We start from the raw sequence: 12727 nt of genomic DNA, 5'->3' as shown, positions 1-12727 counted from the left end.
TGAACTGGTTGATAAGCTGCTTCAGAAATGAAAAAAGAATAGTCGGGAAGGGAATCAGGGGTTTTTAATTTCCTCATACTCCACAAAGTCACCTGCCTGATCATCGTGTTTTTTGTCTTTTGGTGGCATATAATCTACACGGATACGGCCATCAGGATTTTGGTTATGTTGTTGCTGATAACGTTGATTAGCTTGATTCTGTGCTTTTGTCATCATTTTTTGGAAAGCGAATGGTAAAAGCACCCGGGCTATCATTTTGATGAGCCAGAGAATACAAATAGTAATGAATAAAAACTTTAAAACTGCCATAATAACGAAATGTAATACTCAAATATAGACGTTAATTTCTTTAAAATGTTTCAAATCGGATGAAATGTTACAATGGAATTACGATTAAAGCTAATTCGCAACCCGATTGCTATCGGGTTAGTAAATGAGGGATAGCAATTAGCAAATTGAGATAATTAGCAAATTACTAGTGTCCGGGGAAAGTTTTTATTAAGGTTTAGCCCGGCAGCAGAATTGAAACTCTTGCCATATTTAGGAAAGAGGGTATTTTCTTAATGATTGAATTATTTTAATCTCGGGTATAGAAGTATCGCTCAATAGGGCCCGCCTTCAGGCGGGTTGTAATCGGAGTGATTCAATTCGGGCTTCAGCCCCACATATAGCAGGTTAGAAAATAACGTAAACCGGTGCTTCAGCGCCGACAACATTTAATCGGGCTGAAGCCCGATGGGGGTGTTCCGGTATAAACGGATTATTTTGGGCTGAAGCCCGGAATATCCCCCTTGTATACCCCGCTTAAAAGCGGGGCCTATTGAGCGAGTGCGCTAACAGCGGGGCTTGCTTTTTGAAATCAGGAAATAAAATCGTTCACAATACTTTTTACAAGGATATTTTTAAACATTTTATTTTTACCGGACAACAGTGATTAGCAAATTGGGAATGGAGTTTGAATTGAGCTCAATGGTTTTAACAGATTTATGGGAATATTTGCACTACCCGGCCTATCTGTCCGTCTTCAAGCCTCACTTTTATACCTCTGGAGTGAAAAGCTGCACTGGTTAGCAGTGCCTGCACAATCCCCCTGGTTCGGACGCCACTGCGCTGGTCCTTTTTAAGAATGATATCTACTTCTAGTCCGGGGTAAATGTCTTTTCTGTCCATAATTAGTTGTTATTGAATTGGTGGTTCATTTTAAATTTAATTTTTAATCTTCAAATGGATTTAACTCTCCATTCTCAACTCTCAACTGTCAATTAACTAAACCTTTCCTCCATCACCTTCTCCAATGCAAACATTTCATCCCGTAATTTTGCGGCAAGAAGAAAGTCCATTTCTTTCGCGGCCAATGCCATATCCTTTTTTGTTTTATCAATGGATTTCTGTAATTCGGACTTGGTCATGTACTGCACAATAGGATCAGCTGCGAGACTATCGGTCATTTCCTTCTCAACGTAAGCTTTCTGAACGCCACCTTTAAAATCCATTACGGAAGTCTGCTCGATGATTGCTTCCCGGGATTTTCCAACTGTCCTAGGTGTAATACCATGTTTTGTATTGTATGCGACCTGTTTCTCTCTCCTTCGATTAGTTTCCTCGATAGTGACGCGCATACTATTGGTAATTTTATCAGCATACATAATTACCCGTCCACGGTCATTTCGGGCTGCACGCCCAATAGTCTGGATTAATGATCGTTCTGAACGAAGGAAACCTTCCTTATCGGCATCCAGAATTGCTACTAACGAAACTTCCGGAAGATCCAGACCTTCCCGAAGCAGGTTTATCCCAATCAGGACATCAATAACCCCGAGCCTCAGATCCCGCAGAATTTCAACTCTCTCCATTGTTTTTACTTCGGAGTGAATGTATCTCACCTTAATTCCAAGGCGATTCATATATTTTGTAAGCTCTTCAGACATTCGTTTGGTCAATGTGGTAACGAGTATCCTATCACCTAATTTGACGGTTTTATCGATCTCATCAAGCAGGTCATCTACCTGGTTTACAACTGGCCGGATTTCAATTTCCGGATCGAGGAGTCCGGTGGGCCTGATTACCTGCTCAACAAATACCCCTTCAGTTTGTTCTAATTCGTAATCACCGGGAGTAGCACTCACATAAATAGTTTGCGGGGCAAGTTTTTCAAATTCATTAAAGTTCAGAGGTCGGTTATCCAGAGCGGCAGGTAGCCGGAAACCATAATCAACCAGGGAAAGCTTTCTGGAACGGTCGCCCCCATACATCGCCCGGATTTGGGGAACGGTTACATGGCTTTCATCAATAACCATCAGGTAATCTTTTGGGAAGTAATCCAGCAGGCAGAATGGGCGCATTCCGGGGGTTCTCCCATCGAAAAAGCGGGAGTAATTTTCAATTCCGCTGCAATAACCTAACTCCCGGATCATCTCCAGGTCATAGTTAACCCGCTCTTCCAGTCTTTTAGCCTCTAAAAATCGTTTTTCATCAATAAACTGCTGTTTGCGACCCTCAAGTTCCTCCTGAATGGCCCAAATGGATTGTGTAAGCCGATCCTTTGGGGTGACAAATAAATTTGCAGGAAAAATAGCCAGATGATCCATTTTCTCCAGGGTTTTTCCCGATGCGGGATCAATTGTGCTTAGCTCTTCGATATCATCCCCATAAAAAGAAACACGATAGGCAAAATCCATATATGCCGGGTAGATATCCACAGTATCACCCTTCACCCTGAATGTTCCACGGCGGAAATCAACGGTAGTTCTGGAATACAGTATTTCAACCAGGCGGTGCAGGAAAGCATTTCGGCTAATTTTGGTGCCAACAGCAAAGCGGAATATTGAATTTGAGAAATCCTCAGGATTCCCCATACCATAGATACAGGAAATGGATGAAACCACGATGATATCCCGCCTGCCCGACATCAGGGAGGAGGTTGTGCGCAGCCTGAGTTTTTCAATCTCCTCATTAATCTGAAGATCCTTTTCGATATAGGTATTGGATGATGCTATATAGGCTTCGGGCTGATAATAATCATAGTAGGATACAAAATAATTCACCGCATTTTCAGGAAAAAATTGCTTAAATTCTCCATAAAGCTGGGCTGCAAGTGTTTTATTATGGCTGAGCACCAGCATTGGTTTTTGTGTTTGCTGCACTACATTAGCAATGGTAAAGGTTTTACCTGAACCTGTTACACCAAGCAAGGTCTGATAATGTTCGCCGGCATTAACCCCTTCCACCAATTGCCTGATCGCCTCCGGCTGGTCGCCCGTGGGTTGATATTCGGAAGTGAGTTTGAATTCCATAAGATAGGGCAAAGATAACAAAGAAGTGTTGTTAATTAGAAAATGAGGAAATGAGTAAATTAGCAAATGTAGGATGATTATGGTACGGTGATAACACCGACCAGAGGGTTACTGGTACGGTGATAACACCGACCAGAGGAAAGTTGGTAGTAGAATTACATTCTGAAACACTCGTCCCATTTGCTAATTTGCTCATTCTCAAATTTGCTCATTGACAAATTTCACCAAATAAGAGATTATTCCTTAAATTTAACCATGGCATTTATACTAGATCAAAGCAACTCAATCGCAAATCATTTTCTCGCCGAACTGCGTGATGCGCAGATTCAGCAGGATAGCATGCGTTTTCGGAAAAATATGGAGCGTTTGGGTGAAATTTTCGCCTATGAAATAAGTAAGACTATGAGTTTTACCGAAACAGAGTTTGAGACTAGTCTTGGAACAGCATCGGTTCCTGTTATGAATGAACTACCCGTACTGGCCACGATTCTGAGAGCTGGCTTACCTCTTCATCAGGGTTTATTAAACTATTTTGACCGGGCCGATTCTGCTTTTATTTCTGCCTATCGTAAAACAACTAAAGGGCATAACTTTATTATCAAGATCGAATATATATCTGCTCCATCCCTGGATGGCAAAATCCTGATTGTAGCAGATCCTATGATTGCAACCGGAGAGAGTATGGTTCTTTGCTGTAAGGAATTATTGGCTCAATATAAGATTAAAGAATTGCACATTGTAGGGGTTATTGCGTGTAAGGTTGGCATTGAACACATAAAGGCAAATCTCCCAAAAGCTAAACTCTGGATTGGTTCTGTAGATGAAGAACTGACTACAAAATCCTACATAGTGCCTGGTCTGGGTGATGCAGGTGATTTATCCTTCGGTGTTAAGGAATAAAGCCTTGTTTTTAAAGAAAATATAGGCATTCCCTTTTCGGCTATTATCCGTTACTTTGCAGGTAAATTTAGCAATCAGTTTTAATGCACTATAAACATCTTTTTTTTGATCTGGATCATACAATCTGGGACTTTGATAAAAATGCAGAGGAGACATTGAATGAACTTTATCATACTTATAAACTCAGGGATCTAGGATTGAATTCTCCAGATCGTTTTATTGAAGTTTATACCCATAATAACCATCAGCTTTGGGCAGAATACCATGTGGGTAAAATCACTAAACAAATGCTCAGGGAAACCAGATTTTCCAAAACATTTATTGACCTCGGACTTTCACCTGATCTTATTCCTCAGCATTTTGAGGATGATTATGTCACTATTTGTCCTACAAAAACAAATTTATTTCCCAAAGCACATGAAACCCTTCGTTACCTGAAAGAAAGGTATTCATTGCATCTGATATCAAATGGGTTCAAGGAATCAACTGAACTAAAAGTCAGTAACAATAGTCTCAATTTATATTTCGAAAATGTCGTTATTTCAGAGGTAGTGGGTTTTAACAAACCGGACAGGGCTATTTTTAATCATGCACTGGGTCTCGCAAATGCTGGTATTTCTGAAAGTATCATGATTGGGGATAGTCTTGAGGCTGATATTCGGGGAGCACAGGATTATGGAATGAAAGCTATTTATTTTAATCCTGAAAGAAAGGAAAAACCAGGGGATGTGGAGCAGGATATAACATGTTTGAGTGAACTTATGACCTTATTATGAGTGTAGAAAGGCATTACAGATCCCTGCTGAGTACTGTATCAGTATATGAGAAGCTTCTGGTAAAAGTATCTGAGGAAGAATTTATTCAAAGTCCTCAGGATGGCGGATGGTCCTATTCGGAAACCTATTCTCATATCTTTCAATCCAACCTGTTATCACTTCTTGCAATCGAGAAATGTATTGCTGGCATTGGAGTTCCGAACAGGAAACGAATTCACTGGCTTGCCTGGCTTATTTTGTTTTTTGGAAGATTTCCCCCTGTAAAGTTTAAAGCCCCGGCAAAGATTGCTGCAATGACGAAAAAGATCAGCAGGGAGGATGCACTTGATCTGATCTCTAAATTTAAAATCCGTCTTGGGGAGGTCAAATCAAAAATTCATCAGGCAGATTCCTTTCAAAAATCAAAACACCCCCGACTTGGGCTTTTGAATGCAGAAGAATGGTTCCGGTTTATTGAAGTGCATACTGTGCATCATACAAGGCAACTTAGGAAGATTGGGAGGAGGCTTAAAAGCTGAAAGCCGGAGGTCGGAGGTCAGAGGTTTCTAATTAAGGTACAAAATAGCATATTTTATTCAAATTTTCCAGTACTCAATACTCAATACTCAATACGCACTACTCACTACTAAAATGATTAAGCAGTTCAGAAGTATTAATCCATTAAACATCATTCTTCTGATAGGGATCGCCACTCTTCTCAGGGTTGGTATATTTATTCATTTGCCTGAAGAAATTAGTTTTGAGTTTATGGAGCCTTTTGCAAGGCTGTTGTTGGATATCCCTCTCGAAAATGCATTCAGTTCTTTAGGAAACGTTTTAATTGCACAAACTATTCTGATTATTCAGGCTTTAATGTTTAACAGAATAATTAATTCATACGGTCTGCTGGGGAAGCCTACTTTTTTACCCGCATTGATGTATGTTACTACAGGAAGTTTACTCAGTCCTTTCCTGCTTTTAAGTCCGGTGTTGGTATGCAATTTTTTGTTATTATGGATGATCGATAAGTTTCTGAGTATTTACAAAAGAGATGAGGTAAGGTCTGTTATGTATGATCTGGGAATGATTGTGGCTTTAGGAACCCTTGTCTATTTCCCATTTATATCTATGCTTCCCCTAATATGGATCAGTCTGGTAATCTTCAGACCTTTCAACTGGAGAGAATGGTTTGCAGTTATTGCAGGATTTATTACCATTTTCTTTTTTCTTGCCGTTTTTTATTATTGGAATGATTCTTTGGACAAGTTCTATCGTATATGGTTGCCTTTAACAACTAAATTTCCTACCAATCTTCGCATCAACCTTTATGATTCTCTGGTACTGATACCTGTGATAATAATATTAGTTCTGGGCTTTTTTCAATTGCAGCAGAACTTTTTCAGAAGTGTAGTTCAACTTAGAAAATCGTTCCAACTTTTATTTTTTATGTTCATTATCGGACTTTTATCTTTCTATTTAAAACAGAATCTGGTTCTGTATCATTTTTTGTTCTGTGTCCCGCCTGCTTCTGCCCTGATGGCGTACTATTTTCTTCACTCGGGCAAAAGATGGATTTATGAAAGCCTTTATTTGGTTCTGGCAGCCTGTATTATTTATTTCCAGTTATTCTGATAAGTAGAACGATTTAACCTTTTTTAACAGAAATAAGATCTGTCGGCTTCAAAAATTAAATAGCTTTGTGGGGTATTATGGAGTCTTTATTTGAAATTTAATGGCGCACCTGGTTATTGATATTGGCAACTCAAGAACAAAGTTTGCTGTTTTTGATAAACGCAAACTTACTGAGTCGGGGAATACCGGGAAGATTGATACTATTCAATTGAAGGCTTTGCTTGGTACTCACCAGATTACCCACAGCATAATTTCATCTGTCAATGATGATATAATTATTCTGGAAGACCTCCTGAAAGAAAAGACAAAATATATCCGATTCTCGGCAAGTGTAAATGCAGGGGTGATTAATAAATACAAAAGTCCTGAAACTTTGGGTTTAGACAGGCTTGCCGGAGTAATTGGTGCCAAATCACTTTTTCCAGATACGAATTGTCTGGTTATTGATGCGGGTACATGTATTACTTACGACGCGGTTGACACAGCAGGGGTTTACGAAGGAGGGAGTATCTCACCGGGCTTAAACATGAGGTTACAGGCTATGCATACGTTCACCGGACGATTGCCGGAGGTTGAACTTACAAACTATACTGACTGGCAGGGATATGACACCCCAACTGCGATGCTTTCAGGGGTATTGAATGGTTGTACTGAGGAAGTTAGGGGGATGATTGAGATCTACAGATCCCGATATCCCGGATTATTGGTTATACTATGCGGAGGGGATGCGATTTTTTTTGATACTAGGCTTAAAAATAGCATCTTTGCCCACACTTTAAAAACCGAGCCTGATTTGGTATTAATTGGTTTAAATGAAGTTATAAACAACAATGATTAAGACATTTAGAAATATATTTTTTCTTTTTCTGTTTGCAATGAGTTTTTCTGCAACAGCACAAGTAACTTCTTCCTCTCCGTATTCACAATTTGGTCTGGGTGACCTGAGTGGTTCTTTATTACCCCAGAACAGGGGAATGGGCGGTTTAAGCATGGGAATTCGTAAACCAGGATTGTATGATAATATAAATCTTGCAAACCCGGCATCTTATTCAACCCTCGAACTGACTACTTTTGATGTTGGGGCTTCGATGGATCTCCGAAAATTAAGTAAGGGAGGGGTATCCGGAAAAAGGCAGTTTAACTCCACGCTAAGCCATATTACTTTTGGTGTGCCTGTAAATAGATTTTCGGCGGTTAGTTTCGGTCTTGTTCCATACAGTGATCTGGGGTATCAATTTATGAATTCCGGCACGGTTGATACAAGCAAAGTAAATTATGTTTACGGGGGCGAAGGTGGAATGTCAAAAGCTTATTTGGGTTATGGCTTTAGGATAAATAAAAATCTGAGTTTAGGTTTTAACGTTGCTTATCTTTTCGGAAGCCTGAAACAAACAAGAGCTTTTGAGTTTGTGAATGAGTCTACAGTGGCTTTTAACTCCCGTACTCAATACAGCAATTCTGTTGGAGGCATGAGTTATGATTATGCCTTACAGTACTCTGCTGAAATTAGTAGTAAGACCAAACTCATTTTGGGTTATTCTGGAAACTCCGGGAATGGCCTGAACTCTAAAAGTAATACTGTTACCACCCGGTACAGAAAAGATGTATTAGGTGACGAACTTGCTGCTGCTGATAGTACCTATTTTGCAGAGGGAGCTAAAACTAAAATTCAAATGCCCTTAACTCATACAGCCGGTTTTGCCTTTGAAAAGACGAATGAATGGCTGTTTGGGGCTGATGTCACCTTCAGTAGGTGGTCAGACTATAGGGAAGGAAGTACAAACCCGGGCTTAAATGACAGCTATGGTATTATTGTGGGCGGACAGTTTACACCGGATGCAAATTCTGTTAGCAGTTATTTTAAACTAATTGATTACCGTTTAGGGGTTAAATACGACAAAACCTTTGTAAAGATTGGCAACAATGATATCAATCAATATGCTCTTAATTTTGGATTTGGTTTCCCACTACCCCGTAACCGATCCAGTTTCTACAAAATAAATCTGTCTACAGAGATTGGCCAGCGCGGCACCGAAATGAACAACCTTGTTCGGGATCGGTTTGTTAATATTCATCTTGGCTTTACGCTAAATGATAAGTGGTTCCAGAAAACCTATATTGATTAATGTATGAAAATCCGGCGCTGCATATACGGTGCTGTTCTTTATGTAGGAATACTTCTGCTGTTTGCCTGTGAAAATGATCTGCGCAAGGTTGAACAAATATCTGCTAAGAAAATGTTGGTCCCTGTTGATAAATCCACAGGTGTAGAAATCATTTACAGTGATTCTTCGATTGTAAAAGCCAAACTTATCACCCCCGAATTACTTAATTTTAAAACAGAGAAGCCTTATATTGAGATGAATAAAGGTGTGACTGTGATTTTTTATGATCCGTATCAACAGGAATCCAGTCGGGTTAAGGCTGATTATGCAATTCGTCGCGAGCGTGAGAATATTGTTGAACTTAAGCGGAATGTTGTTGTCACTAATATTAAAGGCGAGACATTTAAATCCGAAGAACTGATTTGGGATGAAACCAAAAAGCGATTTTATTCGAACAGACTTGTCAGTATTACCTCCAACCAGAATATACTTTATGGGACCAGTTTTTGGGCAAATGAAGATTTTTCGTATTACGAGATTGTTCAATCAACCGGCGATTTGAGATTGACTGGGGAGCAGGGGTTTTAAGGGTTTGTCGATGGAAGAGAATTAGCAAATTAGCAAATTTGATAATTAGCATCCCGATAACTATCGGGAGGGGAAAGGACTTGCGAAATCACATAGGCGAGCGGAAAGTAGATTTCGTCAGTCACATCCTGCTAAGCGACTTGGATATTAGGAATGAGCAAATTTGGAAATTAGCAAATTGGTCCCTACTTCGTTGGGGATGACGGAGTACATCTTTTGACATTTAGTAGGATCTTACCAACAATCAACAAACTAACAACCAACAACTAGAAAGCAATGAAAGGAATTATACTCGCAGGAGGATCAGGAACCAGGTTGCATCCACTTACCTTGGCGGTGAGCAAGCAGTTGATGCCTGTTTACGATAAGCCAATGATTTATTACCCGCTTTCTACCCTGATGCAGGCAGGAATTCGTGAGATTCTGATCATCTCTACTCCGCATGACCTTCCCAATTTTGAGAAACTTCTGGGCGATGGAAGCCGGATAGGTTGTAAATTTTCTTATGCTGAACAAAAAGTCCCGAACGGGCTTGCTCAGGCTTTTGTGATCGGTGAAAAGTTTATTGCTGACGATGATGTTGCACTAATACTCGGGGATAATATCTTTCATGGGGATTCTATCAGCAACCTCTTACCGTCAATTCAGAATCCTGAAGGGGGGATTGTATTTGCCTACCAGGTATCTGACCCTGAACGATATGGAGTAGTTGAATTTGATAAAGACTTTAATGCACTTTCTATTGAAGAAAAACCCCTTAAGCCAAAATCCAATTATGCTGTCCCGGGATTATATTTCTACAATAATTCAGTAGTGCAGATTGCCAAAAATATCAAGCCATCACCAAGGGGGGAATACGAGATAACGGATGTAAACCGTGAGTATTTACAACAGGGAAAACTAAAAGTTGGGGTTTTAAGTCGTGGAACCGCCTGGTTGGATACAGGAACGTTTAATTCCCTGATGCAGGCTGGTCAATTTGTGCAGGTCATTGAAGAGCGGCAGGGTTTAAAGATAGGCTGCATCGAGGAGATTGCATTTCAAATGAAGTTCATCAATTCAGAACAGTTGAAGAAAGTTGCAGAACCTCTCATGAAAAGCGGATATGGGGAGTACTTGCTTGGTTTGATTAGGTAAGGGATTTGAAAATTTGAAAATGAGCAACCAGGTAGCTATTGGGTGGGGTAAGGACTTACTAAATCACCTGGGCGAGCGGAATTAGATTTCGTCAGTCACATCTGGGTTAGCGATTTGGCAATCAGGAATTAACAAATTTGAAAATTAGCAAATGGGGAATGATTTGTCAATGAGATGATTTGTCAATTTGTCGATGGAAAGGACTTGCGAAATTACATAGGCGAGCGGAAAGTAGATTTCGTCAGTCGCTCACCGAGATTGGGAGCTTTTTGTCGATTCGGGGGTTCTACAATTGAAAATCTTTATCCATTATTTTAATGTCTTTATTCAAGTACTTTTTGGGCCTCACCCTTATTGCGAAACCGTTGATTTCAGAATCAATGTGGCCCTCTCCAGAAGAGAGGGTTTAAAGATACTGCAAGAATATTCTCCAATTTGAAGCCTATATATAAAAACATTAGATTTCGCAGCTATTAAGAATCCAATAAAAGTTTTAGGCTAATTCCTCCAATCAAGCAGGATATCTCAGACATCAGACATCAGGCATCAGATTTCCGATAACCGAATTAAGTATAAAACCTACCCCCTTCTTGCACTCTATTTAAAAAATCTCTTATCTTGTTTTATAATTTGATTTTAATCCTGCAGCTGTGGGATGACAAAAGAAAACAATAAAAAATAAGCAGATGAATAATAATCGCAGAGATTTTCTTAAGGTAGCTGGCATTGCCGGAGTTGGTGTGGTTAGCAGCAGTATGCTGAGCAGTCTCGCATCCTGTACTGATTCGAAAAAGGGTGCAAATGCGCCGATTGTTGATGATGAAATACTGGATCCGACAAAGCAAAGTATCATTGGTCTCTATGGCCCCTGGGCCAGTTCGCTGATTGAAAACAAGATACCTTCCCACTCGTTCAGGAATACGAAATGGCAAAATATTGATCAATGGAAAGCCTCTGCAAATGAGCGCATTCTCGATCGCCTGGGCATTCCTGAAATCGGGGGTACTCCTACGGTTACTGTAAAAAAGCAATACGAATACGATGGTTTGCATATTGAAGAGCTTAGCTGGCAATTGCCATACGGGCGTCCGACTGAGGCTATTTTGCTCAAACCTGTAAATGCAAAGGGACCATTACCTGGAATTCTTGCATTTCATGATCATGGAGCGAACAAATATTTTGGAACCAGAAAAATTACACGTACTTCTGATAAACAGCATCCGGATATGGTGGAGCATCAGAAAGAATATTACAGCGGCATGGCATGGGCCAATGAGATTGCAAAACGTGGGTATGTTGTTTTGGTTTCTGATGCCTTTCCATTTGCCAGCCGCAGGGTAATGATGGAGGATGTTCCCTCAACTATGCGTAAGAATTTGAGTGATAAAGATCCTGAAAATTCCGAAAATATTAAAGCATATAATACCTGGGCATCTGATCATGAGCATATTATGGCGAAGTCGTTGTTTTGTGCAGGTACCACCTGGCCGGGTGTCTTTTTTGCTGAAGATCAGAAAGCCCTGGATGTTTTATGCGCCCGAAAAGATGTGAATCCGGATCAGGTTGGATGCGCAGGATTATCTGGTGGAGGTATGCGTACGGTATTTATGGGTGGTTTAGATTCCAGAATAAAGTGTGCAGTCTGCGTTGGCTTCATGACAACCTGGAAAGATCTGATACTCAACAAGTCTTTTACTCATACCTGGATGACTTATGTTCCAATTCTGCCAAATGAAATGGACTTTCCCGAGATTCTTGGATTAAGGGCTCCGCTTCCAACGCTGATATTAAACGATTCTGACGATCAATTGTATACCCTTCCGGAAATGCAGAATGCCGATAAAATCCTGAAAGATGTCTATACCAAAGCAAAAGCTGAGGATAAGTATAAGTGCTCCTATTATCCTGGTCCGCATAAATTTGATAGCGATATGCAGAAGGAAGCTTTCGACTGGTTTGATCAGTGGTTGAAAGGGTAATTTGGACTTACGAAATCACCTAGGCGTTTAGAAGGTCGATTTCGTCATTCACATCTTCCTTTTGTCGAATTAGCAAATTGGGGGCCTCACCCTCTTTACGTAGCTTCTGGTTTCAAATCTGGTGCTGCCCTCTCCGGAGGATAGGGTTTAATGATACTGCAAGGTTGAGTTGTAAATTTGGTGTTTTGTTTATTTATCGAAGGGAGTAAGCAAATTAGCACATTTACGCACTGTCCGTAGAGTTAAGCGCAGCGTCTCTACGGATTGTCCAATGGTGAGGAGTCTCCTGACTCCTTCTTGCACAGTCAGTACAGTGAGAACACTGTGCTAAACAACAG

The 12727-nt window shown here is 40.3% G+C and carries 12 protein-coding genes; 9 read left to right on the top strand and 3 right to left on the bottom strand.

Annotated elements, in window-relative coordinates; all coding sequences use genetic code 11:
• Nucleotides 1-54: 54 nt before the first annotated feature.
• From Q8S11_RS12620 to uvrB, 3 genes are all read right to left on the bottom strand, one after another.
• Entirely contained in the window at nt 55-309 is a 255-nt protein-coding gene (locus Q8S11_RS12620; RefSeq protein WP_305662469.1) for a DUF4834 family protein, read from the bottom strand.
• Nucleotides 310-984: 675 nt separating this feature from the next.
• Entirely contained in the window at nt 985-1170 is a 186-nt protein-coding gene (locus tag Q8S11_RS12615; RefSeq protein ID WP_305662468.1) for a YwbE family protein, read from the bottom strand.
• Between the two features lie 92 nt (nt 1171-1262).
• On the bottom strand, nt 1263-3293 hold the full coding sequence (gene uvrB, locus Q8S11_RS12610; RefSeq protein ID WP_305662467.1) for an excinuclease ABC subunit UvrB: 2031 nt from the start codon (nt 3291-3293) through the stop codon (nt 1263-1265).
• A 255-nt stretch (nt 3294-3548) separates the two neighbouring features.
• On the opposite strand from uvrB, the gene upp reads away from it, so the two are divergent.
• The 9 genes from upp (at nt 3549) to Q8S11_RS12565 (ending at nt 12389) form a co-directional block, all read left to right on the top strand.
• Nucleotides 3549-4193 (top strand): uracil phosphoribosyltransferase, encoded by a 645-nt coding sequence (gene upp, locus Q8S11_RS12605; protein WP_305662466.1) that lies wholly within the window; start codon nt 3549-3551, stop codon nt 4191-4193.
• Nucleotides 4194-4276: 83 nt separating this feature from the next.
• Nucleotides 4277-4969 carry a YjjG family noncanonical pyrimidine nucleotidase gene (locus tag Q8S11_RS12600; protein WP_305662465.1) on the top strand — a complete coding sequence of 231 codons (693 nt, stop codon included), beginning with the start codon at nt 4277-4279 and terminating at the stop codon, nt 4967-4969.
• Nucleotides 4966-5487, top strand: coding sequence for a DinB family protein (locus Q8S11_RS12595; protein ID WP_305662464.1), 522 nt, complete (start codon nt 4966-4968; stop codon nt 5485-5487). The genes Q8S11_RS12600 and Q8S11_RS12595 overlap by 4 nt, the downstream gene beginning before the upstream one ends.
• A gap of 112 nt (nt 5488-5599) precedes the next feature.
• Nucleotides 5600-6580: a DUF6427 family protein gene (locus Q8S11_RS12590; protein WP_305662463.1), complete on the top strand. Its 981-nt coding sequence runs from the start codon at nt 5600-5602 to the stop codon at nt 6578-6580.
• A 100-nt stretch (nt 6581-6680) separates the two neighbouring features.
• The gene (locus Q8S11_RS12585; protein ID WP_305662462.1) at nt 6681-7418 is read left to right on the top strand and encodes a type III pantothenate kinase; all 738 of its coding nucleotides are present in this window, start codon (nt 6681-6683) and stop codon (nt 7416-7418) included.
• Complete coding sequence (locus Q8S11_RS12580; protein ID WP_305662461.1) at nt 7411-8706, top strand: hypothetical protein; 1296 nt, start codon at nt 7411-7413, stop codon at nt 8704-8706. The genes Q8S11_RS12585 and Q8S11_RS12580 overlap by 8 nt, the downstream gene beginning before the upstream one ends.
• 3 nt (nt 8707-8709) lie before the next feature.
• A complete protein-coding gene (lptC, locus tag Q8S11_RS12575; protein ID WP_305662460.1) occupies nt 8710-9273 on the top strand; it encodes an LPS export ABC transporter periplasmic protein LptC in 564 nt (187 codons plus the stop codon).
• A 276-nt stretch (nt 9274-9549) separates the two neighbouring features.
• Nucleotides 9550-10410 carry a glucose-1-phosphate thymidylyltransferase RfbA gene (rfbA, locus tag Q8S11_RS12570; RefSeq protein WP_305662459.1) on the top strand — a complete coding sequence of 287 codons (861 nt, stop codon included), beginning with the start codon at nt 9550-9552 and terminating at the stop codon, nt 10408-10410.
• Between the two features lie 686 nt (nt 10411-11096).
• Nucleotides 11097-12389, top strand: a complete 1293-nt coding sequence (locus Q8S11_RS12565; protein ID WP_305662458.1) for a dienelactone hydrolase family protein — start codon at nt 11097-11099, stop codon at nt 12387-12389.
• Nucleotides 12390-12727: the final 338 nt, after the last annotated feature.

Source organism: Daejeonella sp., assembly GCF_030695525.1.
Classification (GTDB): Bacteria; Bacteroidota; Bacteroidia; order Sphingobacteriales; family Sphingobacteriaceae; genus Daejeonella.
This window is presented reverse-complemented; position numbering and strand designations above follow the sequence as displayed.